Annotated in this window: 18 protein-coding genes and 1 tRNA gene; 5 read left to right on the top strand and 14 right to left on the bottom strand. The window is 64.9% G+C overall.

What is annotated here, in order from left to right; translation table 11 throughout:
- Positions 1 to 17 precede the first annotated feature (17 nt).
- Complete coding sequence (locus DX914_RS05275) at positions 18 to 2,984, top strand: Tn3 family transposase (protein WP_115857983.1); 2,967 nt, start codon at positions 18 to 20, stop codon at positions 2,982 to 2,984.
- 6 nt (positions 2,985 to 2,990) lie between these two features.
- Here the strand turns inward: DX914_RS05275 and DX914_RS20520 are convergent, their stop codons facing one another.
- From DX914_RS20520 to DX914_RS05260, 3 genes are read right to left on the bottom strand one after another with little or no spacing between them, the layout of a single operon-like run.
- Complete coding sequence (locus DX914_RS20520) at positions 2,991 to 3,251, bottom strand: GDCCVxC domain-containing (seleno)protein (RefSeq protein WP_343133220.1); 261 nt, start codon at positions 3,249 to 3,251, stop codon at positions 2,991 to 2,993.
- A complete protein-coding gene (locus DX914_RS05265) occupies positions 3,205 to 3,501 on the bottom strand; it encodes a heavy-metal-associated domain-containing protein (RefSeq protein WP_115857981.1) in 297 nt (98 codons plus the stop codon). The genes DX914_RS20520 and DX914_RS05265 overlap by 47 nt, the downstream gene beginning before the upstream one ends.
- Before the next feature lie 10 nt (positions 3,502 to 3,511).
- Entirely contained in the window at positions 3,512 to 3,829 is a 318-nt protein-coding gene (locus DX914_RS05260) for a mercuric transporter MerT family protein (RefSeq protein ID WP_231118146.1), read from the bottom strand.
- A gap of 80 nt (positions 3,830 to 3,909) precedes the next feature.
- Here DX914_RS05260 and DX914_RS05255 point away from each other — a divergent pair, with 80 nt between their 5' ends.
- From DX914_RS05255 to DX914_RS05240, 4 genes are all read left to right on the top strand, one after another.
- Positions 3,910 to 4,317, top strand: a complete 408-nt coding sequence (locus DX914_RS05255) for a MerR family transcriptional regulator (protein WP_115857979.1) — start codon at positions 3,910 to 3,912, stop codon at positions 4,315 to 4,317.
- Positions 4,318 to 4,384: 67 nt separating this feature from the next.
- The gene (locus DX914_RS05250; protein WP_115857978.1) at positions 4,385 to 5,962 is read left to right on the top strand and encodes an MFS transporter; all 1,578 of its coding nucleotides are present in this window, start codon (positions 4,385 to 4,387) and stop codon (positions 5,960 to 5,962) included.
- Entirely contained in the window at positions 5,952 to 6,656 is a 705-nt protein-coding gene (locus tag DX914_RS05245) for a class I SAM-dependent methyltransferase (protein WP_231118144.1), read from the top strand. Before DX914_RS05250 ends, DX914_RS05245 begins: the two co-directional genes overlap by 11 nt.
- A gap of 223 nt (positions 6,657 to 6,879) precedes the next feature.
- Positions 6,880 to 7,398, top strand: coding sequence for a hypothetical protein (locus tag DX914_RS05240; RefSeq protein WP_115857976.1), 519 nt, complete (start codon positions 6,880 to 6,882; stop codon positions 7,396 to 7,398).
- 43 nt (positions 7,399 to 7,441) lie between these two features.
- On the opposite strand, the gene DX914_RS05235 is transcribed toward DX914_RS05240, so the two are convergent.
- The 11 genes from DX914_RS05235 to DX914_RS05185 form a co-directional block, all read right to left on the bottom strand.
- Entirely contained in the window at positions 7,442 to 8,083 is a 642-nt protein-coding gene (locus DX914_RS05235; RefSeq protein WP_115857975.1) for a DUF2306 domain-containing protein, read from the bottom strand.
- A gap of 504 nt (positions 8,084 to 8,587) precedes the next feature.
- Positions 8,588 to 8,661 (bottom strand) — tRNA-Cys (locus DX914_RS05230).
- Between the two features lie 47 nt (positions 8,662 to 8,708).
- Complete coding sequence (locus DX914_RS05225) at positions 8,709 to 9,092, bottom strand: acetyl-CoA carboxylase biotin carboxyl carrier protein (protein ID WP_425480656.1); 384 nt, start codon at positions 9,090 to 9,092, stop codon at positions 8,709 to 8,711.
- 96 nt (positions 9,093 to 9,188) lie between these two features.
- Positions 9,189 to 10,436, bottom strand: coding sequence for a cytochrome P450 (locus DX914_RS05220; protein ID WP_115857973.1), 1,248 nt, complete (start codon positions 10,434 to 10,436; stop codon positions 9,189 to 9,191).
- Positions 10,437 to 10,529: 93 nt separating this feature from the next.
- Positions 10,530 to 11,342, bottom strand: a complete 813-nt coding sequence (locus tag DX914_RS05215; RefSeq protein ID WP_115857972.1) for an SRPBCC family protein — start codon at positions 11,340 to 11,342, stop codon at positions 10,530 to 10,532.
- Between the two features lie 65 nt (positions 11,343 to 11,407).
- The gene (locus tag DX914_RS05210) at positions 11,408 to 12,706 is read right to left on the bottom strand and encodes an FAD-dependent oxidoreductase (RefSeq protein WP_115857971.1); all 1,299 of its coding nucleotides are present in this window, start codon (positions 12,704 to 12,706) and stop codon (positions 11,408 to 11,410) included.
- Positions 12,703 to 13,626 (bottom strand): outer membrane lipoprotein-sorting protein, encoded by a 924-nt coding sequence (locus tag DX914_RS05205; protein WP_115857970.1) that lies wholly within the window; start codon positions 13,624 to 13,626, stop codon positions 12,703 to 12,705. The genes DX914_RS05210 and DX914_RS05205 overlap by 4 nt, the downstream gene beginning before the upstream one ends.
- Positions 13,623 to 16,130, bottom strand: a complete 2,508-nt coding sequence (locus DX914_RS05200; RefSeq protein ID WP_147300605.1) for an efflux RND transporter permease subunit — start codon at positions 16,128 to 16,130, stop codon at positions 13,623 to 13,625. The genes DX914_RS05205 and DX914_RS05200 overlap by 4 nt, the downstream gene beginning before the upstream one ends.
- Before the next feature lie 165 nt (positions 16,131 to 16,295).
- Positions 16,296 to 20,057, bottom strand: a complete 3,762-nt coding sequence (locus tag DX914_RS05195; RefSeq protein ID WP_115857968.1) for a beta-ketoacyl synthase N-terminal-like domain-containing protein — start codon at positions 20,055 to 20,057, stop codon at positions 16,296 to 16,298.
- Positions 20,054 to 21,790 carry an aminotransferase class III-fold pyridoxal phosphate-dependent enzyme gene (locus DX914_RS05190; protein WP_158549191.1) on the bottom strand — a complete coding sequence of 579 codons (1,737 nt, stop codon included), beginning with the start codon at positions 21,788 to 21,790 and terminating at the stop codon, positions 20,054 to 20,056. The genes DX914_RS05195 and DX914_RS05190 overlap by 4 nt, the downstream gene beginning before the upstream one ends.
- 22 nt (positions 21,791 to 21,812) lie before the next feature.
- On the bottom strand, positions 21,813 to 23,396 hold the full coding sequence (locus tag DX914_RS05185; RefSeq protein ID WP_115857966.1) for a hypothetical protein: 1,584 nt from the start codon (positions 23,394 to 23,396) through the stop codon (positions 21,813 to 21,815).
- Between the last annotated feature and the right edge of the window lie 9 nt (positions 23,397 to 23,405).

The raw sequence follows: 23,405 nt of genomic DNA, 5'->3' as shown, positions 1-23,405 counted from the left end.
GACCGAATGAGGCTTCAATGGCGTCGATCGAACGGACCGCGTATCCCCAGTTCAAGCGCAATCCCGTCGTCCGCGAACTGGTCGCCGCCTACACCCCCACCGAAGCCGAACTGACTTTCGTCGCCGAACAGGCACGGCAGCCCGCGCACCGCCTGACCCTGGCCGTCCTGCTGAAGGCGTTCCAGCGACTGGGCTATTTTCCGGCCCTGGAGGAAGTGCCCGCGGCGGTGGTGCGTCACATCCGCGGCGAACTGAAGTACAGGGTGCAGGTGAAACCGGCGCCGGTCGCACCCAACAAGCGGTATCGCTACTACCAGCGCATCCGTGCCTACCTGCAGGTGCGCGCCTATGCCGACGGCGGCCTCGGCGTGGCTGCCCGCGCCATGAACGACGCGGCCGCCGTCATGGACAATCCGGCAGACCTCATCAATGTCGCGATCGAACAACTGGTGCGCGACCGCATCGAGTTGCCGGCGTTCTCCGCGTTGGATCGCATGGCCCGGCGCATCCGCACGCTCGTCAATGGCCGTTACTTTGCGCTGATTGCGGGACGGTTGACGGCCGACGAGAAGCAGCGTCTGGATGACTTGTTGGTGGTCAGCGATCCTCGCCAGAAGAGCCCGCTGCAGGCGATCAAGCGGCTGCCGAAGCGTGCCTCCCTGCAACACTTCCAGGAACTGCTCGATCACATTGCGGCGTTGGACAACCTGGTCGGTAGCGAGCAGCACCTGGTGGAGGTGCCCGAACTCAAGCGCAAGCACTTCGCAGCCGAAGCCCGCGCCCTGGATGCCGCCGAACTGCGGGATTTCCGGCCGGCCAAGCGTCACGCGGTGTTGCTGTGCCTGATCCACCGCGCCCGGGTGCAGACCCGCGACGACCTCGCGGAGATGTTCATCAAGCGCTTGGGCAACATCCACAACCGCGGCCGGGAGGAACTGGAGCGGTTGCGGGCGCGGTATCGCGAGAAGACCGAGGCGTTGGTGGCCACCATGTCGGATGTGGTCCGCGTGCTCGACCACCATCCCAGCGACACCGAGGCCGGCCGCGAAATCCGCCAGCTGGTCGCCCGGCGCGGCGGCGCACAAGCACTGCAGGCCGACTGCGAGGCGATCGCCGCCCATGCCGGCGACAACCATCTGCCGCTGTTGTGGCCGTTCTACAAGAGCCACCGGGCCACGATCCTGCGGATGGTGCGGCACCTGGATCTGGAATCCACGACCGAAGACCGCTCGCTGATCAACGCCATCGAACTGATCCTGCGCCAGGAACGTGCCCGCGGCGATTGGCTGGACGAGCCGGTCGATCTGGCGTTCACTTCCCAGCCGTGGCGCAAGACCATCGTGCACCGGACCGAAGCCGGCGAGGAGCGTGTGCATCGTCGCCTGTTCGAGGTTTGCGTGTTCTCGTCGCTGGCGAACGAACTCAAATCCGGGGACGTGGCGGTACGCGGCTCGGAGACCTATGCCGATTACCGGCACCAGTTGCTGCCGTGGGACGAATGCGAACCGCTGGTGGCGGACTACTGCCGGCAGTTGAATCTGCCTTCCACGCCCGTGGAGTTCGTCAACGCGCTGCAATCGCGCCTGCTGCAGGTCGCCGAGCTGACCGACCAAGGCTATCTGGACAACGGCCAGGTGATCATCGGCGAGGACGGGCTGCCGGTGCTGAAGCGGAGCAAGGCCAAGGAGATGAGCAGCCACGCCCGTGCCCTGGAAACGGCCATCCTCGACCGCCTGCGCGAGCGCAGCGTCATCGAGATCCTGTGCGATGTCGCCCACTGGACCGGCTGGACGCGGCACTTCGGCCCCTTGTCCGGCTCCGACACCAAGATCGAGCAGCCCCTTGAGCGCTACGTGCTCACCACGTTCACCTACGGCTGCAACCTCGGGCCGGCGCAGGCGGCGCGACACCTACGCGGTGCGGTCTCCGCGCACATGCTGTCGTTCGTCAACCGCCGGCATGTGGACGCGAACAAGCTGGCCGCGGCCTGCCGCGACATCATCAACAGCTATGCCGGCCTGCAGCTCCCCAAATTCTGGGGCGATGGCAAGAGCGCCGCCGCCGACGGCACCAAGTACGACCTCTACGATCAGAACCTGCTGGCCTCGTATCACATTCGCTACGGCGGTTACGGTGGCATCGCCTACCATCACGTCTCCGACACCTACGTGGCGCTCTTCAGTCACTTCATCCCGTGCGGTGTGTGGGAAGCGGTGTACATCATCGACGGACTGCTGAAGAACACCTCCGACATCCAGCCTGACACCGTGCATTCCGACACCCAGGGCCAGTCGCTGCCGGTGTTCGGGTTGTCACACCTGCTGGGTATCCAGTTGATGCCGCGTATTCGCAACTGGCGGGACTACAAGTTCTATCGGCCCGACGCAGACATTCGCTACGAGCACATCGACCCGCTGTTCCGCGACACGGTCGATTGGGACCTGATCGAGACCCACTGGAAGGATTTGATGCAGGTGGTGTTGTCGATCAAGTCCGGCAAGATCGCCGCCTCGACGCTGCTGCGCAAGCTGGGCAACTACAGCCGCAAGAACCGCCTGTACCAGGCATTCCGCGAACTGGGCGCGGCCGTACGCACGTTGTTCCTGCTGCAGTACATCTCCAACCGCGAGCTGCGCGAACAGATCACGGCCTCCACCAACAAGGTCGAGGCCTACAACGGGTTTGCCAAGCATTTCTTCTTCGGCGGGGAAGGCATCATCGCCGACAACGATCCGCTCGAACAGGAGAAGGCGGTCAAGTACAACGACCTGGTGTCCAACGCCGTCATCTTCCACAACGTGGTCGAGCAGACCCGCATCATCAAATCGCTCATGCGTGCGGGCTGGAAGATCACCCCGGAAGACGTGGCTACGCTCAGTCCTTATGTGACCAGCCACGTCAAACGCTTCGGCGACTATCTCATCGACGTGGAAGCGATCCCGGAACCCTACGAAATCGAACTACCTCTGGCCTTGGCCGCGTAGGGTGAATCAACCCACGTTGCTGCAGCAGGGGCTGCTTTGCTGGATGGGCGGACACGGCACCGTGCCGTAGGAGCAAAACACGCAGCAATCACCCGCCTTGGGGCGCAGCAAGGTATGGCACCCCGGGCACTCGTAGAAGAATTGGCACGCGGTTGTCGGCATGGTCTCGGTTGCCTGATGCCCGCACGCGGGGCACGTCAGCGTGCTTTGCAGTTGCACCTCAGCCACCGTTCGCGCTCGCCTTGGCGGTGGCAGGAAACCCGGCATCGGTGATGGCCTTGGCGATGGCCGCCGTATTGGTGCGCTCGGCATCGAAGGTCACGATCACGGTGGCCGCCTGAGTGTCGACACGGCGCGCCGTCACACCCGGCACTTTGTCCAAGGCCTTATCGATGGTGATGCTGCACGCCGGGCAGGTCATGTTTTCCACGTGCAGGGCGACGACTTGCTTGGGGGGCGCTGCGGAGACCAACCCCATCCATGCTGTGAGGATCAAACCAAGGAGGATCTTGCGCATCGGGAACTCCTTACAGGAACCAGCCTATGTAGTAGGGGAAGAGCAGCAACAGCGCGATCAAGCCGGTGGCGATCCAGAGCCAGCGCCGGCGGCGTCGCAGCTGCGCCGGATCGACGCAGGCACCGTCAGTCCTGCACCGCGCCGCCGGGCGATACAGCGTCCAGAACGCCCAACCCAGACAAGCCAGTGTGGCCGCGCTGAACCAGGGGCGCCAGGCATCCAAGGCGGTGAGGTTGGCGATCCATGCGCCACTGATGCCCATCAGGACCAGCACCAAAGGGACCACGCAACACACAGACGCGCCGGCCGCTGCGGCGGCGGCTCCCATAAGGGCAGGCAGGGAGGATCGAGATCGGGGCTGGGCCATGTCGGCATGGTAATCTCCGTACCAAGGTACGGAGTCAAGCCATGACCACCAATGCGATGACAATTAGCCGGCTGGCCTCAGCGGCCGGTGTGCATGTCGAAACGGTCCGCTACTACCAGCGGCGAGGGCTACTGCAGGAGCCCGAACGGCCGCAGGGCAGCGTGCGGCGTTACGGTGCCGACGATGTCGGCCGGCTCCAATTTATCCGCCGGGCACAGGCAGTGGGGTTCCGACTCGACGAGATCGCAGGCCTGCTCGAAGTCAAAGGCCAGCGCACCTGCGAGCAGACGCGATTGCTGACCGAGCGGAAATTGACTGAAGTCCGGCAACGCATGGAAGAGTTGCGGCTCTTGGAGGCGGAACTGGAACAGTTGGTGGACGAGTGCAATCACGTAGCGACTGGAGAGGCGTGTCCTGCGCTCGATCGGCTGGCGCAAAATATCCGCTAACTTATTGTGCCAAAAGAATTATTTGAGTTCTGTGGGGCATTTTTACACGTATCTCGGCAGAACCCCCATGTCCACCGCCACACGGCAGCCCGCCATCGAATCGGGCGCCACATCCTCGCCTGCTCAGACCGTGCCAGGCCCGCGCGAGCGCCGAATCCTCCTGATCGCGGTCTGCATCGCCCTGATGGCGGTCATCGCCGCCGTCACCGGGCTCAACGTGGCCCAGCCGCCGTTGGCTGTGGACCTAGACGCTTCGCAGAGCCAGGTCCTCTGGATGATCAACACCTACGCGATCACGCTGGCGGCACTGCTGCTGCCGCTGGGCGCCGTCGGCGACCGTTGGGGGCGCAAGCCGGTGCTGGTCGCCGGCCTGATCGTGTTCGGTGTGGCCAACATGGCTTCGGCGCTGGCGCCCAGCACGCCGGTGATGCTCGCGGCGCGCTTCCTCAGCGGTGTCGGCGCGGCAGCGATCATGCCGGTCACGCTGTCCCTGATCACCTCCATCTTCCCGGAGAGCGAGCGTTCGAAGGCAATCGGGGTATGGACGGGCGTCGCCGGCGGCGGTGGCGTGATTGGCATGTTCCTTTCCGCTGTGCTGGTCGACTACTTGAGCTGGCGCTGGCTGTTCGCATTGCCGGTCGTGCTGGTCCTGATCGCCCTGGTGATGACAATCCGCTCGGTTCCCGACTCACGGGAGCGGCCGATGCACGCATTCGACCTGGTAGGTGCGCTGCTGTCGATCATCGCGGTGATGGCTTGGACGTTCGCGCTGCACGAGGGACCGGTCGTGGGTTGGTCTGCGATTGGGACGCTAAGCGCCGCCGCGTTCGGTGCTGCCGCCAGCGTGGCGTTCGTGGCCTGGGAACGTCGGCACCCCGCTCCCCTGCTGGACGTACGACTGTTTCGCCAGCGCCGGCTGACCAGCGGATCGGTTTCGCTGTTGATCTGGTTCGGCGTGCAAAGCGGCGTGTTCATCGTGCTCTACCCGTTCTTTCAGGCGGTATTGGGCTGGTCGGGGCTCAGGGCCACGCTGGGCTTGATGCCCATGGCGGTATTGATGATGGGTTTCTCGGGCGTGGCTCCGCGCCTGGCCGCGCGCATCGGCGCGCGCATGACCATGGCCGGCGGCATCCTGCTCGGTGCCATCGGTCTGGCGATGATGGCGCTGCAGGTGTCCGTACCGGGCGGCTATCTCAGCGTCCTGCCCGGGATGATCGTCATGGGCATCGGCATGGGGTTGTCGATGGCGCCTTCCACCGAAGCCATCACTCGTTCGCTGCCCAACGACCGACAAGGCGTGGCATCCGCGCTCAATGATGTCACGCGCGAATTCGGAACCGCCCTGGGGGTGGCCCTGCTGGGCGCCGTTTTCTCGGCCGGCTACGCCACTGCGTTCGCCGCGCCGCCAGGTTTGTCGGCCGATGCCGCCGCGGCTGCGCAGCGCGGCATCGCCAACGCGATGGAGGTGGCGAACGGTGCGCCGTATGCGACCGCGCTGCAAAGCGCCGCCCGTCAGGCCTTCGTCGACGGCTGGCAACAGGCGATGTGGGCGGGCGCGGCGGTCATGGCGCTGCTGTTCGTGTTCGTGCTCCTGCGCGGGCCGGCTGCGATCGACGAGACATCGGAGCCTGCGCATGCGTCATGACAACGATCGGGAGCAGTCCATGGACCACTTCCATCAAGCCGCCCAGGTGACCGGCTACGCACAGAAGGCCGCCCGCATGGTGCCGGGTCTGGCCGATCTGCATCTGATGTCGCTCCTGCTGCTGTCGGAGCGTGCGCCCGACGACGCGAAGATGCTGGTGGTCGGCGCGGGCGGCGGTCTGGAGCTGAAGTGCTTTGCGCAAGCACGGCCCGATTGGTCCTTCGCCGCGGTGGATCCGTCGCGGCCCATGCTGGACCTGGCCGTCCAGGCCTTGGGGCCGCTGGGTTCGCGCGTCGACTGGATCGAAGGCTATGTCGACGATGTTCCAGGCGCACCGTTCGATGGCGCAAGCTGTTTCCTGGTGCTGCATTTCCTGCCGCGGCCGGAGCGCCTGGCCCTGCTGAAAGCGGTTCGCGCACGGCTCAGACGCGGAGCCGCCTTGGTGGTCGCCCATCACTGCCTGCCGTCGGACGACGAAGACACCTTGTGGCTCGCGCGGTCGGTGGCCTTCGGCGCCGGGCCGCAGGCCGATTTCGCCCAGGCCGCCGCATCGGGCGCCGGCATGGCGCGGAAGCTTGCGCTGCTCACCGCGCAGGAGGAAGAAGCGCTGCTCGAGGAAGCCGGGTTCGGCGATGTGGCGATGTTCTATGCGGGCTTTTCGTTCCGCGGCTGGGTGGCGGTGGCCGGAGGCTAGCGCCTCGCGTTCGAAATTCGCTCCCCACCCTGCTGCCCTACCCCAACTGGCGCTACAGTAGTCCCGCCGCCGAGCGCACGCAGTCGGGGACTGGCGCGCGCCGTTCCAAGCTTCCGGCGTTGCTGTCCAATACCCATGAGCCGGCCGCCGGAACGCCGACGGCCCGGATTCCGCTGCCGCATCGGTTCGCGGTGCGGCGCCCGATCGACACGAGGACACCGTCATGCTGGGCATCACTGGCTTCGGAATGTTCCATACCTTGTTGGGCCTGGTCGCGGTCGCGGCCGGTTTTGCGGCCTTGATCCGCCACGGTCAGATCGCGCTGGCCTCGCGCTCGGGGCGCGCCTTCGTCTGGCTGACGCTGGCCACCTGCATCACCGGCTTCTTCATCTTCCGCCACGGCGGCTTCGGCAAGCCGCACGTGCTGGGCATCGTGACCTTGCTGGTGTTGGCCATGGCCTGGTATGCCGAGCGTCGCCGCGGCTTCGGTCGGGCCTCGGCCTATGTCGCCATCGTCGGCTACTCCTTGGCGCTGTTCTTCCATTTCATCCCCGGCTACACCGAAACCCTGACCCGGGTGCCGGTGGCGCAACCCTGGGCCAGCGGGCCGGAAGATCCCAAGCTGTTGGCGCTGGTCGGCGGGACGTTCGTGGTCTACCTGATCGGCGTGTCCTGGCAGCTGCTGCGTCTGCGCTCGCGCCTGCGGCTGGCGGCGGTCTCCGGCAATCCCGGGGCCGCTTGAGAGGGGGAGACTGAATCCCACGCGGATTGGCAGTCCGCTGCACTCATTCGAACGCTTTGGGGTGCGCGCGGCAGGAGCGACGGATGACCACTTCGGCGAAAACGATGGTCAGGACCCAGGATGCGACGAAGAGGATGTCCGAGCCCAGGCCAATGGGGGGCTGGCCCGTGACGAGATAGATCGGGAAGAACACTACCGCGACGGTTCCCAGCCCCATGCCGACCGCGTAGGCGCGGATCACCCAGGCGCGGTGGCGTTGGAAATCCCGGTTCCGAATTGCTGCCATTGCCAGGGCGAGCGCGATCAGCAGCGCCACGCCGAAGACACCGCGGGCGATATCGACCATGGGCGTTCTTTGCGACGTCACCTGCGCCAGAATCGACAGACCCGACAGGCCGATGATCGCTCCCGAAACAACGAAGATCCGCCCTAACACGCGGTGCAGCGCGCCGAAGCGTTGGCGCAGCGCGCGAACGAATTGCACCGGGCCCGTGATTCCGAAAGCGACTCCAGCCAGAACATGGACAAACCAGGAGAGGGGCGCCACGGCCAGCCGAGCGCTGTCTTCTGGATAGGTGCCGGTCGGAATCTGGAATACGTTGACGAGCGAGTTCAGGATGGGGATGGCGGTGAAAAAGACCAAAAACAGGATCAGCGGGATCGGTCGCAGCAAGAGGCGGAGCATGGGGGATCCTCTAAACGGGAAGGGTCGTCGTGGACGGCGATTACCTCGTCGAGGCCGAAACCGAAGGCGCGGGCAGTGCGGGACGCGAGTTCCCGGCTTGGGAAAGACTAACCTTGTCTTTCTTCGTCATCTCTCCGGCATCCTTCCGAAGGCCCCGTCGTGTTCTGCCGCACAGGCAGCGAGTAACGGGAGCGGCTTTTCTATTACAGGCGGTTGTGAGGCGATTGATAAGTACCAGGATTGCGAACTCGCATCCCGGCTTTGGCAGAAATGCGGTTCGCGTCACGCAACGAATCGCGTTGCCGAGGCTGAAGCGTGCTTTCGCTTGCGTCTGCGGACGGCGGCCAGGCGGCCGCGAATCTTGTTTCAGAGAAGCGGCGGCAGGCAGCGAAGCAGGATGGGTCGTCTCTACTCCCAACTGGACGCGCCTACCGTGCTGCGCTTTGCCCATCGCCGTTGATACGGGATCTGCGGGCGCGGCACTCGGCAGTTCGAAGCGCACATTGGAGGCCGGGGCCGGAATTGAACCGACCTATGCGGATTTGCAGTCCGCTGCATAACCACTCTGCCACCCGGCCGATGATGCAAAAATAGCGCTTCAGAATGTTAGTCGCATTACAGTGGATCAGCCGATGACGAACAACGGCTGATCGAATTCCACCGGCTGGCCATTTTCGACCAGGATTCCGAGTACCGTCCCGGACGCGCCCGCTTTGATGGTCCTGGCCATGCCCAATGCCACCACGATCCCGAGCGCATCTCCTCGCTTGACGGTTCTCCCGACGCTGATGAAAGGAGGCTGATCGGGACTCGCGGCCGCATAGGAAATGCCGACCATCGGCGAACGGACGATGTGCTCGTCCGGCCGCGGTGCCTCGGCTTTGCCGAGGCTCGCAATCGTCGTCGCTTGCGGCTGAATCAGTGGCGGTTCGCTCCTGGGCGATCGTGTGACGCGTACATCCACTCCATTCTCCCTGACCTCGACTTCGGCCAGGCTTGACGTCTTCATGAGCTGGAGCAGATATCGAACTCTGCGGAGGTTCATTGGATGCCTCGATTGGCAAGCTGCGGGAGTTGCCCGACGTCGATCCCGTCGGGCACGTGCCTACACGCTGATCGGGACGTCCGTTGCGCCGCGCAGGTTGATGCGTCCGTTCCAGCGCACCCGGCCGGACAAGGCCAGTTTGGGGAACCGGTTCACCAACCGGCTGATCGCCACCCTGCCCTCCAGTCGGGCGAGCGCGGAGCCCAGGCAGTGGTGCGCACCGACGCTGAACGACACGTGGTGACGGGCCTGCTCGCGGTCGATCCGCAGCACGTCGGCATCCGGACCGAACGCCCGCTCGTCGCGGTTGGCCGCGCCCAGGCAGGCGATCATCATCGCGCCGGCGGGGATTTCCCGGCCTCCGACCTGATACGGCGTGAGGGTGATGCGACGTGTCTGGTGGGTAGGACTGTCGTAGCGCAGGAACTCCTCGACCGCGTTGCCGATGAGATCCGGGTTCGATCGCAGCAGCGCGAGCTGGTCGGGGTGGCGCAACAGCGCGGTGACGCCGTTGCCGACCAGGTTGACGGTCGTATGGTGGCCGGCGATGAAGAGCAGCAGGATCTGCGCCACCAGCTCGTCGTTGGAGAGAAAGTCGCCGTTATGGTCCGCCTGGATGAGCGCGGTCAGCAGGTCGTCGGCCGGGTTGTTGCGCTTCCAGGCGATGACCTCTCGCATCATGGCGGACAGCTCGACCTCGGCGTCGACGATCGACGTCATCACGTCGGCATCGGCGACCGGCTCCAGCGCGATGACCAGCGTCTCGGTCAATTCGAGCAGCCGCTTGGGATCGGTGTCCGGCATGCCGAGCATGGTGGAGATCACCGCGAACGGCAGCGGGAACGCGAGCGCGTCGATCAGGTTGACCGAGCCGGCATCGGCGATGCGGTCCAGCGCGTCGTCGACCAGTTCGGTCACCATGGGCTCCAGCTCGGCGATCGCGCGCGGCGTGAACACCTTGCCCACCAGCGAGCGCAGGCGGGTGTGGTCCGGCGGGTCGCTGTCCAACAGCGTCACCAGTTTGACCGGCGCGTTGGCGATGAGTTTCTCATACTGGTCGCGCATCGGGCCGGGGGCGAGGTTGTGGTCGGCTACGGACAGCCGGGCGTCGCGCAGCAGGGCGGACACGTCGGCGTGGCGGGACACGAACCAGAACCCCATCGGGTGTTCCTGCACCGGGTTGGTGTCGCGCAGCGTCCGGTAGTGGTCGTAGGGGTTCTCGTCGAACCCCGGCTGGAACGGGTTGAACAGCTCCAGAGTCGCCCCGGCTTCCTGGGGCTTCTCGGCTTCTAGCGTGGTGGCGGTCATGATCTGGTTCCTTCCATTCTCGGTCGTGCTTCGGGTCCGTTGGGCATGCTCACGAGCAACCGGCTGCGAGCGCCCTACCCCGCTGCTTGGGGCTCAGGGGCTGGCGCTCTGTGCCGCCTGGCTGCCGGCATCCGGTCGGCGGATGTCCTCGAGGTCGACGATGTCCACTTTGGCGTTGACGTACTTGTCTTCCAGCAAGCTCGATCGCAGCGTGGTCGCGAAGAACTTGTGGCTGTCGTCCACCAGGGTCAGGTTCAGCAACGGGTACGGCACGAAGCCGACGTCCGAGAAGCCGACGTCCTGGATCAGCACCACTTCCATCTTGCCGTTGGCCAGAGGCGTGTAGGTCCACTGATTATGGATGCGCTCCAGGCGCACCACGCCCGGCGTGTGCGGCAAGCTGTTGGGCATGCCCACCACGTCCAGCGTTACCTTCTTGCTGGCCTTGTCCTGATGGAAAATCGTCGAGATCAGCAGTTCCCGATCGGCGAACGGGCCGGGCACTTGCACGCGCCACAGATCCCGGTCGTAGCCGCGCGCCGGGTTGAAATGCATGATGCGCTTCATGTCGACGCAGCCGGGAATCCACTCCTTGCAGACCTGCAGGGTGTCGCCGACGCCGATGTGCTGCGAGACCAGCTGGGACAGGGTGTAGTCGCCTTCCATCACCGTCCGCAGCTTCAACATGGCATCGCCGGGCGCCTTCATCACGTACACCTTGATGCCGTCCTCATCCTTGGCCAGTTTCCACTGCGCCGAACCGGAGGCCACCCAGGAAAAGTGCGCGACGAGCACGGCCATCACGAACAGGCTGAAGACGAAGTAGATGCGCTTCCAGAGCGGATCCTTGACCTTCTTGGGGCGTGCGGCCTTGTCCGTGGCCGTGGTATTGGATACATCGTTCATGCTGTCTCCCTGTCTTTGCAATGAGTTGGTTGATGGAACACGAGCGCCGCTGGGGGTGACGGCGGTCAGGCCGGCACGGCTTCGGCTTCTGCGGGCGCACGCTGGGTTTGGGTCAGGATGTCGGCGAGGTACTTCGCCAGGCACAGCAGCGTCAGCGTCGGCGCGACCCGCCCGTTCTCCGGGATGAGCGAGCCATCGCAGACGTAGAGATCGCGCACGCTGGTTTCGAGTCTGGCGTCGACATCGCTGCCCACGCGCAAGGTGCCCAGGGCGCCGCCGGAGAACATCGGCGCCTTGAAGATGGAGCCGGCGCCGGCGCGCTCGAGTATCGCGCGCGCCGCCTGCTCGCCCCGGGCGAGCTTGTCGAACACCGCCGAATCCAGGGTCTTGTTGTAGCGGCCATCGGCCGAAAGCCCGCCTCCGACTTCGTCGTGGGCCATGACCGTCACGCCGATGCTCTCCGGGTAAGCGAACATTCGCGAGAACTGCCCGAACTGCAGCATGAACATGCGGAACGGCAGCCTGTGCACGTTCGCGTCCTTCAGCACGATGCCGTCTTCGAGCGTGGTTTCCATGGTGCCGCAGAAGCTGTCCACGCCCTTGAGCCCCGGCACGCGCCCGAACAGCGTGAAGCAAGGGTCGATGTAGTAGCCGCCGGCGGCGACATGCTGCAACCCGCTTTCGCGCAGCAGCAGCGGCGTGGCCAGCGAGCCGGCGCTGACGACCACCCGCTCGGCGCGAAAGCGGACGCTCTTGCCGCCGATCCGGCATTCCACGCCAACCGCTCGCCCGTCCTCGATCAACACACGCTCCGCCAGGGTCTGGCACTTCAGCTCCGCGCCCAGGCGCACCGCTTCGTCGACGAAGGTCAGCGCCTTCCATTTGGCTTCGTACGAGTAGGCGCCGCCGCTGCACTTGGACTGGTCGACCAGCATCAGCTTCTTCTTCCAGTCGTAACCGAGCGCAAGCGCCGCTTCGCGGACCCTGTGCGCCTGCGGGCTCATGTTCGCATCGGCCATCTCGGCCAGCGGCACCTGCAGGCGCATCGCGTCGTAGGCGGGTTGCAGATCGATGCCGAGCGCGCGATAGGCCTCGATCGGCGGTTCGTCCATGACCGCCATGAACATGGCGCTGGAGCCACCGGCGGCGTACACCCTGGCGTCCTTGAGCTTGTCGGCCACGGGTACTTCGTTGAACATCGATCCCAGCGTCCAGACGTTTTCCTTGAGCGGGATGTATTTCCCACGCTCCAGGATCAGCACCCTCTGCCCGCTGCGGCTGAGTTCTCGCGCGATCACGGCGCCGGCGGTGCCGGAGCCCACCACGATGCAGTCGTAGATTTCCTTGTCTTTGGACGTGTTCATTGCTTTGCTGCTCCCTGCTGTGTACCTGCGTTGCCCTGGGTCAGATACTTGCGGTAGACCTGCATGTGCCGCTCGCGATAGGCGAAGTCGGTCAGCGAGCGCTGACTCAGGAACTCTTCATCGATGTCGACGTTGAGCGCGACATCGGTGTGCTCCCAGTTGGTGATCCGGCGCTTGGTGAGGTTGTTCATCACGGCCTTCGTGGCCATCCAGACATTGCCGATCTGCTTGGTCTCCAGCACCGAGTACTGCTTGTAATGCCTGCCGGAGCGATCGTAGAGGTCCTCCTTGAGCACGATGAACCGTTCCTTGTCGACGAAGGAGACGATGCGGCCGTAGTAGGAGCGCTTGCGGCGGCTGGCCGTCGGGGTCGACTCGATCTTCCAGACCGGGCGCCCGCGGAAGGTGTCCTCGCCCAGCAACTTATAGGTGTAGTCCCGCACCTTCTTCACATCCGCGTCTTCGGCCGACACTTCCGAGCCGAATACCGCTCCGCTCTCGTTGCTGTCGGCCACCGACACGATGCGCTTCACCTTGCTCAGGATCGGCAGGTAGACCCAGGAATCCGTGGCCTTGTCGTCCTCCGCGTATCCCCAGGACAGCATCGCCGTGTTCTTGTCGCTGATCGGCTGGATGATGACGTCCAGGCCCTTGTTGTCGTTGTCGCGCCGCCCCGCCGGACGACGGCTTTTGCTGAACGACTCGAAGATCACCACGCGCGGCTTCTCGGTACAGGACAGCTTGCCGCCGGCCACGCTGTAGCGGCAGGTCGAGAACTTGACCAGGCGGACCGAGGACGAGTAGCTGTGATTGGTCGCGTCGTCCACCTTGATCATGATGTCGCGGGCATCCTGCGCCAGGGCGGCCGTCGGCGCGGCCAGGACCAGCGCCGCGAGAAAAATGCGGCAAGCGGTTTTCATCCAACGGTCTCCTTTTTGAACTTCGGCTTGAATGCCAGCAGCAGCGCGGGCAGCAGGAACAGGTCGTTGAGCAAGCCCATGAAGATCGCCAGCGCGCCGAACTTGCCCATGTTGGACGTGCCCGCGGCGGAGGCGATCGCCATGATCCCGAAGCCAAGACCCAGAATCAGCGCGGTGAACACCACGCCCGGACCGGCTTCGGTCATGGTCTCGCGCAGAGCGGCGTTGACATCGCCTTTCTCGGCCAGCTTCTGCTGGTAGTGCGAGATGAAGTGCACGGTGTCGTCGATCGAGATGCCGATGATGATCGGCGCCAGCATCATCGTGAAGAAATCCAGCGGCACCCCGGTGACCCCGAGCACGCCCAGGGCGAGCAGCGCGGGAATCAGGTTGGGGATCAACGCGATCAGTCCGACCTTGAACGAACCGAATACCATCAGCAGGATCACGCTCACCACCACCAGGGCGATGCCGAAGGTGATGACCTGGTTCTCGGTGATGTACTGGGCGGCCTGCATCGCCAGCGCGAAGATGCCGGTGATGGATACCTCGGTCTTGGGGTACTTCGCCTTCAGCTTGGCCATCATCTCGTCGATGTCGGCGCGCATCTGCTGAAAGACCTCGTCGTACTCGTACGAGCCGTAGCTGTGCAGCGAGATCTTGATATTGGCCTTGCGGTAGTTGTCGTCGACCAGGCGCTGGCGCTCGCTCGGATTCGCGCTGTTGAACATGAACAGCGTTTGCGCCAGGGCTTCGCGCGTGTCCGGGATGCGGTCGTAGGCCGCGGCGTTGCCGTTGAGCTTGCGGTTGGCGTCCTTGGCCACGTAGGCGATGGAGTTGGTCATCACCACGTACTTGCCGTACTTGGTCTCGAACTTCTTCTGCAGCTCGTCCATGGCCTTGAGCACGTCCGGATCCTGCAGGGCGAAGTCCTCGTGGAAATCCAGGTACAGCACCATGGCGTAGGCGCCCATCATGTGGTCGTCCGCCACCTTCACGCTCTGGGTGAAGGTCGAGTCCGCCGGATACTGGTCCAGTATCTGCGAGTCGATCTTCACCCGCGTCGCGCCGTAGATGGAGAACGCGAGCACCAGCATGAAGGGAACGATGAAGGCGATCGGGCGCTTCTCCACCAGCGGGACGACCTTGTCCAGGGTCGACTTGAGGCGCGGCAGCAAATCCAGGAACCGCTTCTTGCCCTGCGTCACGACGATCGTCTTCTTCTTTGGCACCGTCGGCCACAGGTCGATCAGCACCGGCAGCAGATAGAAGGTCAGCAGCAAGGCGAACAGGATGCCCAGTGTGGACATGATCGCGAAGCTCTGGATCGGCACGACCGGCGTGATGTTCAGCGCCATCGTGCCGGTCATGTTGGTCAGACCGGTCAGCAGCAGCGCCACGCCGGCGAACTTGTAGGTTCGGCGCAACGCATCCTGATGATCGATGCCGGAGGTGCGCAGGCGGGTGTAGCCGGTGAGCGTGTGCACCGAATCGGCCACGCCCACGGTCAGGATGAGTAGGATGGTGAGGATCAGGAAACCGGTCACGGTGAGCCCGAGCAGGCCGGCCGCGCCCAGGGTGAAGACCGTGCTCAGGATCACGATCAGCATCGACCAGACCACGGCCGAAGCGGAGCGGAACAGGAACCACAGCAGCACCATGATGATCGCGAACGCGGCCATGTAGAGCATGCCCATCTCTTCGGACATCTTCACATCGTGCTCGGCGGCCGCGGTGTTGCCGACGGCATAGAAGTCGAACTGCTTGGCGTACTCGGGCTTGCCGAGGATCTTCTTGATTTCCTCGAACAGCTTCAGGTAATCGGCCTGGTCGGTGGGCTTGAACTCGACCGGCTTGTCCTCACCGGGCTTGTCCTCGCCGGGCGATGCGGTCTGATCGAGCGACAGAACCGTGTCCTCGGTGACCGCCTCCGCATCCACCGGGACGGTGCCGAAGTCGGTCTCGATGTAGATGCCGCCGTACTTGTGATCGCGCGAGAAAAACTGCAGCGGCAGCTGCTTCTCGGATTCCGCGATCGCCTTGATCTGGGCGATCGCCTCGGGCGAGGTGGGTACCGTGTCGCCGACCAGCTGCTTGGAAGCTAGCACGTCCCCGTCGACCGTCAGCACCGGGGCGTTCACCAGGGTGTCGACCTTGACGATGTGCTCCAGCGCGGATGCCTCGCCCTCCTTGAGCTTGGCACGGAAGTTGATCAGATCGTCCTGGATGCCGCGCACCGCCTCCAGGGAAGCCGGCGAGAACACGTCCCCGTCCTTGGGCTTGTAGACGATGTAGACGCCGTCCTCGCTGCCGAACTGCGCGTGGTAGCGGTTGAACGCGACCAGGGTCGGATCTTCTTTGTTGAACCAGCCCTCGATGGTCATGTCCATGCGCAGCTTGCCGATGCCCATGACGCTGGCTGCGAGCAAGGCGACGAAGACCACGCCGACCAGCAGGCGCCGCTTGCGCAACGCATCCGGAACGTTCCCGAAGTGTTCGGACAATCGGCTTACGATTCGATCTCTAAACGACATGAATGCGCTTCCCCTGGGTCTTGATGGTGGCCATGCGCAGGCTCGACGCCCCCGCGGCTACAGGCTGGTTGAAGGTCCAATTCGGCAAGGGTTCCGGTATCCAACCCGTTCCGTAGATGGCGTAGGGCCGAGGGCTCACTGAAAGATCCTCGCGATCGCCGCGCTGCCGTCCACGCCGACGACGGCCAGATGGTCCGCTTCGATGTCGATGCAGGTGGCGGGCTTGGCCAGGAACTTGCTCCAGCCCATGGTCGGCGGCTGATCGCCGTTGCTTCGCGTCCCGCGCACGATCACCGTCTCGCAGGCCTGCGGCAGCTTCTTCGGACGGTAGTTGCGGCAGGCCTTCTCGTTGGCGAGCGAGACCTTGTAGGCAAGCATGAAGTTCTCTCTCGGCATCCAGAACCCGTTGCGATGGACCAGCTCGAAGAGGTAGTCGGCCCAGCGATCCTCCGGAACCTCGCGGAACTCGGCGGCATCGAGCTGGAACTTGCCGCCCAGGGACCTGATCAGGTCGACGAAGGCCTCGAAGATCTCGTCCGCGAGGCTGCGGACCGACGGCCCCGGGCAGCGGCAATCCACCAGCACCAGGCGCTCGACCGCGATGTCCTTCTTCATCAGCTGATGCGCCATCTCGAACGCGACGACGGCGCCGTTGGAATAGCCGAGCAGGCTCAGCTTGTTGCAATCCCGCAGCGCCGCGAGATTGGCGATGTTGGCTTCGGCCATGGCGCGTATGGAGGCCAGCGGTTCGCGCTTGCCGTCCAGGCCGACCGACTGGAGTCCGAACATCGGGCGCACGCCTTGCATCGCGCGGCTCAAGGTGCGCAGCGACATGACGCTGCCGTCGGCCCCGGGGACGGCGAACACGGGCGTGCCCGAGGCATTGGTCTGCATCGGCACGAGGTCGTCGTCGACCGCATCCCGGCTCACGAACCAGGTTTCCAGATCGGTTCTGGCCGCCGTGGCCAGGCGCATGAACTTGGAAGACGATGCGGAGGAGGACGCCTTCGCTGGTGAGGCGGCAGCGGGCGCCTGCGCCGTACCGACGACATGGATACGGTCGATCTTGGCCGGATACTTTTCGGCCATGTGGCCGCTCAGACGCTCGATGTTCGGATGATTGAACACCACGCTGGGAGAGAGGTTCTCGCCCAGCAGCCCGATGAGTTGCTGGATCACCGATGCCATGCCGACCGAATCCAGGCCGAGGTCGAGGAAGTCCGCGGCGGCATCGATGTCGGTTCGCGGTACGGCCAGGACCCTGGCGATTTCCTGCGCGAGGAAGAGCCGGATCTTGTCCGCCGCGTCCATCGCTTCGGCCTGCTCGCCGTCGGCGAGCGCGTCGACGAAACGCCACTGGCGCGCGGCTTCGCGCTCGCCGCCGCCCTGCTCGCTCTTGGCTTTCTGCGGTCTGGCTACGGTGGGAATCGCCACGCGCGCCTGCGCGTCGGCGTCGTCGAAATCCAGCCAGTAGCGGTTCCTGGCGAACGGGTACGGCGGAAGGTCGACCAGCCGCGGCAAGGCCTGCGCATTGCGGCGGCGGGTCAGCGCCAGTTCCCGCCAATGGCGCTCCCAGGGCATGTCGATGCCGGCGACCCACAGCATCGCGATGTCCTTCAGCAAGCCCTCGCGCAGGTTCTCGATCAGCTTGTCCTCGCCGATCTGCGATTTGATCATGCTGAAGACGCGGCTGTCGTCGCGCTCTTGCGGGCCACCGATGTAGATGGCGCCATTGGCCTCCACCGGCTTGTTGGCGGCCAAGTGCTTGGCGGCGCGCGCCAGGGCTTCGGTCAATTCCTTATGGCTGCCGGCGACGACGGCCAGGCGGTGTTCCATCGGCACCGTCGACAGCTGCATGGTGTAGGCCAGGTCCTCCAGTGGCAGCCGGCCGGCGTGGAGGGCCAGCGAGTCCTGCAGGGATTCGCGCGTCAGCGCCAGCGACTCCTGCAGCGATTCGCGCGTGCGCGCCGAGAAGACGAACAGCTGGCGGCCGCCCTGCTCCGCTCGCGTCGCGGCGCTGTCGGCGCGATGTTCCTCGAACAGCAGATGCACGTTGACGCCGCTGTCCGAGAACGAGTTGACGCCCGCGCGGATCGGCTCGTCGCCGCGACGCAGCTGCTCGAACGGCAGCGGGCGGTCGGCGATGTACAAGGGGTGCGCCGCCGATTCGATGTCGATGAAGCTGTTGAGCGTCTTCTTGGTGATCGTCGCAGGAAACTGCCTGTGATAAAGCGACAGCGCGACCTTGATCGCGCTGGCCACGCCGCTGGCCGGCTCGACGTGGCCGATGTTGCCCTTGATGCTGCCCAGCGCACAGTGCTTGTCGCCCGTGGCCGACGAATTGAAGGCGTTCTTGATGCCTTCGAACTCAAAGGAATCGCCCCACTTGGTGGCGTATCCGTCGACTTCGATGTAGCGCACGGAGTCGGGCGCGATGCCGTGTTTCTCGTAACAGCCCGCGATCACATCGGTAATGGCCTCGTGCTTGATCTCGGAAATGAAGCCGGCGCGGCCGCGGTTGTTCTGGTGAGTCGCGACGACCTTGGCGTAGATGCGGCGGTTGTCGCGTTCGGCATCGTCCAGCCGGGTCAGCACCAGCAGGCCCACTCCCTCGCCGCGGGTGAAGCCATTGGCGGCATCGTCGAACACGCCGCAGCTGCCGTCGGGCGACAGCAGGCCGTAGCGCGCGATCGCCGCGTAGTCGCCTTCGAAGAGATTGAGCGATACGCCGCCGCAGATGGCGACGTCGCACTCGCCCTGGGCCAGCGACTGGCAGGCGCGGTGGATCGCAAGCCCGGACGACGCGCAACTGGCGTTGACCACTTCGCTCGGACCCTTGAAGTCGTACAGGAACGAGATGCGGTTGGCCAGGTAGTAGATCGGGCTGGACGAACTGAGCGCCGGAGCGCTCGGGATGCGGTGCAAGTTGCGGCGCAGGTGGTGCTCGTACTCGGCGTACTCATAGCCGAGGAACAGCCCCGTGCGACTGCCGCGCAGGGCGTCCGCACGCAGGCCGGCATTCTGCAAGGCGTGGTACAGCGCCTGCGTCACCAGGCGTTCCTGCGGATCGCACAACCGGGCCTCGTCCTCGCTGAGACCGAAGAAAGCCGGATCGAACCGGTCCACGTCCGCGATCAATGCGCCCCAACGCGGCGCGGCGTCGCCGTCCGTGGGACCCCAGCGGGTTCCCTTGAGGGGGGCGATCAAAGAGCGCTGTTCCATCAGGTTGTGCCACAGCGCTCCCGGCGTCGCGGCGTCGGCGAACGTACAGGCCATACCGACGACGGCGATCCCGAGATGGCCGCTCGGCAGCGCGACCGCCTGCACCTGCGCGAGCTCGTCGGCATGCTCGCCGGCGGACAGGCCGTAGTAGCGCGAAAGAGCGTCGGCATGGTGTTCCAGCAGATGCTCGATCACCGCCTGCTTGGACGTGAAGCGCTCGCCGCGCAAATCCAGGCCGTATTCGTCGCGGACGAAGGCCAGGATGCGCTCCAGCCCTTCGACCCCGCCGATGCGTGCCTGCGGCCGGACCTCGGCGCGGCGGCGCGGGGCGGCGCTCTCCGCGACCGGCTTTACCGATGGCCTGGCCGCGGCGGCAGGCGCCGGCGGCGCGACGACGATCTGCGGCGGCTTCGGTGCGGCCGGCGCCTGGCTCATCCAGCCGCCGATGGCGCCGGCCAGCTCGCTGATCGACTTGACCGTGGTCAGCTGCGCCGGCGTGATCGACACTTTGAGCTGCTTGCTCAGGTTGGTCATCAGCTCGATGGCGATGATCGAATCCATGCCGAAGGAATCGAAGTCGGCATCGACGTCCAACCGGTCGACCGGAATTTTCAGCGTGGACGCGACCGTGCTCGCGATCGTGTCCAGCAGCGGTAGTTCTGCGACTGCGTTCATTTCCCCTCCCCTGCGTCTTCGGCCAACGCGAGGTCGGCGGCGAGCAGCGCCCTCAGGCGCTCTATTTCGTTCCCGGGCGCATGGCCGGACCGCTGGATGGCCGACACCGTTGCCTCGGGCGGCGGCGCAGCCTTCTGCACCGGTTCGGGTTCGGCTTCAAGGAAGAACCCGCTGCCCTTGAGCGTCGACATGCTGGTCTTCACGCCGGCGATGACCGCCTCGATGTCGGCGTCGGTGTGGGCGGTGGTCAGGAAGCAGTTGCCCTGGATATTGGTCTCCACCCCTTCCATGCGCAGCAGAATGAAGAACAGCGCCTCGGTCACTCCCCAGTAGCTGTCGACGAAGCGGAAGCGGAACAGCGAACCGAAGGTGTCGATGACCACCGGCAGGCGTTGTTCGCGGAAGAATGCGTTGAGCGTGTCGGCGAGATACGTGGTTTTCCGGTTGAGCTCCTGCTGGAAGCAGGCGCACGTGCCGTCGGGCGCCGGTTCGTCGCTGCGCCTCTTGATCTCGCCCAGCACCGCGAGCGCGGCGGCGATCTTCAGCGGGTTCTGCGAGTGGGTGCCGGCCATACCGGTGCGCTTGGAGCTGGGCATGCTGTCGTCGTCGAACCGCCAGGTGCCGCCGTCGACCAGGTCCATGTACTTCGCCGCGCCGGCGATGACGCCGGTCGGCAGCCCGCCGCCGGGGATCTTGCCGTAGGTGGCCATGTCGGCCTGGATGCCGAACATCCCCTGCGCGCCGCGATGGCAGACCCTGAAACCGGTGATCATCTCGTCGAAGATCAGCGGAATGTCCTTCTCGATCGTCAGCTGGCGCAGCGCCTTGAGGAACTCCACCGGCTTCTTGTAGGGATGGCGCGACTGCACCGGCTCGACCAGCACGGTGGCGATCTCGCCGGCCATCCGCTCGATCGTGTCCAGCGCAGCCATGTCGCCGTAATCCAGCACGATGATCTGGTCGGCCGACTCCTGCAGGATCCCCGGCGCCAGCGGAAAGCTGTTGCCGGCCAGGTCCCGGGTGGCGGCCACCGCGTCCGAGAGGCCGTGATACGCACCGTCGAAAAGGACGATCTTCTTGCGCCCCGTCGCCGCGCGCGCGATGCGTACCGCGAACATCACCGCCTCGGTGCCCGACTGGGTGAACAGCGCGCGTTCGTGGCCGGTGATCTCGCAGAACAGCTTGCAGGCCTGGAAGATCATGTCCGAGTAGCCGACCAGCGGGATACCCTGGTCCAGGCTGTGCTTGACCGCCTCGATCAGGAAAGGGGGGCGGTGGCCGAACAGGTTCACGCCCATGTCGCCGGAGATGTCGATGTACTTGTTGCCGTCGGCATCGTGCACGTAGGCGCCGTCGGCCTGGGTATAGGTGATCTGGAAGTGGAGCTTCTTCAGATCCTTGAGAAGATGAAACGCGCGGCGCTGGTCGACGAAATGCACCTGGTGCTCGAGCACGTTGGCCTTGGACTTGGGCACGAAGCGGTCGTACTTCTCGACCAGGGCGGCGATCCAGGCGCGGTGCTCGTCGGTGAGATCGCGCTGGTCCAGCGCCTTCAAGGGCCTAGTCGCGCCCTTGCCGGCGTTGGCCGGTGCAAGGCGCTCCGCGCCGCGGACGATCGCCAGCACCTGCAACTGCGACTCCTTGTCCAGCGACTGGAACAGGCGCATGGCGTCGTGCTTGTCGATCTGTTTCGACAGGATTTTGTTCGATACGTCTTCAACGGGCGTCTGCATGGCGTCATCCATCTCGCGGTCGCTAGAACTGATATTGATATCGAAAGACAATTTGCTTCTGGTCGCGGTACGGCCAGGTCCCGCTACGCTCGTCGCGCTCGTCGGCGATGAACAGTTCGAGGTAGATCGTGGAGTTGTCGTCGATCAGGTAGGAGCTGAGGAACCTGTTCTGAAAGCTGGTGTAGGGTTTGGCGTAGATGCCCAGCCAGCTCAGGGTCAGGTCGTCGTTGAAGAAGCGGTTGCTCACCGAGCCGATCAGGGAGTACTCGTCCCGCTCGCGTCCGACGATGTCGCTGCGCCAGTCGAGCAGGCGGCTCCAGGCGACTTCGGCGCTGTAGGTGAGCGGCCGGCCGCCCGGCGAGTAGTCGAAACCGAAGCTCGAGTCGAATTGGTCGCTCTCCACGATCGACAGGCCGCTGGCGCCGGAAGTACGTGCGAAGTAGGCGCGCGGCCGCTTCAATGCGACTTCGGTCCGGAACAGGAAGTTGTCCTTGGCGATGTTCGCGGCGAAGCCGTACATCTGGAAGCGCTGCTGGCGTACCAGGTAGTCGTTGTCGATCAGCGAGGCCAGCATGAGGTTCAGGTCGCTTTTGCCGAACGTGCGCTTCCAGCGCATGCCGTACTCGTATGCGTCCGCGTCTCCCCAGCTGTCGTCGGGTTTCTTCTTGTCGAAGGAGCCCGGAATGTCGTATTCGGAACCGATGTCCGGGTACTTGTTGTAGCCCGGTCGCGGAACGAAGAACGCGGTCCACTGCCCCGATTCGCCGAAATGGTCCATCGTGACCATCGGCTGCCCGATCCGCGATTCTTCCAAGGAGATGAAGAAGAACTCGGAGTTGTTGCGCGGGCTGATTTCGTCCGTGATCGCGCCACCCTCGGAAACGCCCCAAGGCAGGATCTGATAGCCGATCCGGAAGCTGGTATTGCCGAAGCTGCTCTGCAGGTAGGCCTCGCGCGTGACCAGTTCGCGAAAAACGGTCTCGTCCTTGGCCTTGGCGCGGTGATCGTTATGCCAGTGCAGGTTGAGCTTGGTGTCCAGGCGGAAGTACAGATTGCCCGTCAGCGGTTGCGAATATTCCAGGCGGACGGACGAGCGGTTGTTCACCAGCCGCTGCGGCGAGGCGAACTTGTACGAAATTTCGTGCTTCAGGCTGATGCGCAGCGAATCCAGCCAGGCCGCAAGCCGGTTGTCCGATTCCGCCGTGGGCGCGGTCGGCTCTGCGCCGGCCTCCGGCGCCGGTACCGGCGCGCCGGGCTCCTGGCCCTCGGCCTCGGGGCCGCCGAGCGCAGGCTGGCCACCGGCTTGCGGTGGCGGTCCGGCCTGCTCCGCAGGCCCCTCGTCGAAGGTGTGCGGGTCGATTTCCACCTCGCTCAGGTCCAGGGTGGTGTCGCTGCCCTGCTCCGGCGGCAAGCGGTCGGCAGCCTCGCCGGCGCGCGCATCCGCTGCGCCCGCCTGCGTGCCCGGCTGCGACGGATCCGGCGGATCGATCACCACGCCTTCGAGGAAATCGCTGCCCGCATCCGACGTTGGCCCGGTCTTGGGCGTCTGCGCACAGGCGCCGAAGGCCACCCCAAGGGCCAGCAGCGAGATCGCCGCGGACGCCATCGGCCGCGC

It is taken from the genome of Lysobacter silvisoli (assembly GCF_003382365.1).
Classification (GTDB): domain Bacteria; phylum Pseudomonadota; class Gammaproteobacteria; order Xanthomonadales; family Xanthomonadaceae; genus Lysobacter; species Lysobacter silvisoli.
This window is presented reverse-complemented; position numbering and strand designations above follow the sequence as displayed.

What these genes read in the sequence shown, in the direction of transcription:
- DX914_RS05275 (WP_115857983.1), top strand. Translation starts at nt 18, where the DNA reads ATGGCGTCGATCGAACGGACCGCGTATCCCCAGTTCAAGCGCAATCCC.
- DX914_RS20520 (WP_343133220.1), bottom strand. Translation starts at nt 3,251, where the DNA reads ATGCCGGGTTTCCTGCCACCGCCAAGGCGAGCGCGAACGGTGGCTGAG.
- DX914_RS05265 (WP_115857981.1), bottom strand. Translation starts at nt 3,501, where the DNA reads ATGCGCAAGATCCTCCTTGGTTTGATCCTCACAGCATGGATGGGGTTG.
- DX914_RS05260 (WP_231118146.1), bottom strand. Translation starts at nt 3,829, where the DNA reads ATGGGAGCCGCCGCCGCAGCGGCCGGCGCGTCTGTGTGTTGCGTGGTC.
- DX914_RS05255 (WP_115857979.1), top strand. Translation starts at nt 3,910, where the DNA reads ATGACCACCAATGCGATGACAATTAGCCGGCTGGCCTCAGCGGCCGGT.
- DX914_RS05250 (WP_115857978.1), top strand. Translation starts at nt 4,385, where the DNA reads ATGTCCACCGCCACACGGCAGCCCGCCATCGAATCGGGCGCCACATCC.
- DX914_RS05245 (WP_231118144.1), top strand. Translation starts at nt 5,952, where the DNA reads ATGCGTCATGACAACGATCGGGAGCAGTCCATGGACCACTTCCATCAA.
- DX914_RS05240 (WP_115857976.1), top strand. Translation starts at nt 6,880, where the DNA reads ATGCTGGGCATCACTGGCTTCGGAATGTTCCATACCTTGTTGGGCCTG.
- DX914_RS05235 (WP_115857975.1), bottom strand. Translation starts at nt 8,083, where the DNA reads ATGCTCCGCCTCTTGCTGCGACCGATCCCGCTGATCCTGTTTTTGGTC.
- DX914_RS05225 (WP_425480656.1), bottom strand. Translation starts at nt 9,092, where the DNA reads ATGAAGACGTCAAGCCTGGCCGAAGTCGAGGTCAGGGAGAATGGAGTG.
- DX914_RS05220 (WP_115857973.1), bottom strand. Translation starts at nt 10,436, where the DNA reads ATGACCGCCACCACGCTAGAAGCCGAGAAGCCCCAGGAAGCCGGGGCG.
- DX914_RS05215 (WP_115857972.1), bottom strand. Translation starts at nt 11,342, where the DNA reads ATGAACGATGTATCCAATACCACGGCCACGGACAAGGCCGCACGCCCC.
- DX914_RS05210 (WP_115857971.1), bottom strand. Translation starts at nt 12,706, where the DNA reads ATGAACACGTCCAAAGACAAGGAAATCTACGACTGCATCGTGGTGGGC.
- DX914_RS05205 (WP_115857970.1), bottom strand. Translation starts at nt 13,626, where the DNA reads ATGAAAACCGCTTGCCGCATTTTTCTCGCGGCGCTGGTCCTGGCCGCG.
- DX914_RS05195 (WP_115857968.1), bottom strand. Translation starts at nt 20,057, where the DNA reads ATGAACGCAGTCGCAGAACTACCGCTGCTGGACACGATCGCGAGCACG.
- DX914_RS05190 (WP_158549191.1), bottom strand. Translation starts at nt 21,790, where the DNA reads ATGCAGACGCCCGTTGAAGACGTATCGAACAAAATCCTGTCGAAACAG.
- DX914_RS05185 (WP_115857966.1), bottom strand. Translation starts at nt 23,396, where the DNA reads ATGGCGTCCGCGGCGATCTCGCTGCTGGCCCTTGGGGTGGCCTTCGGC.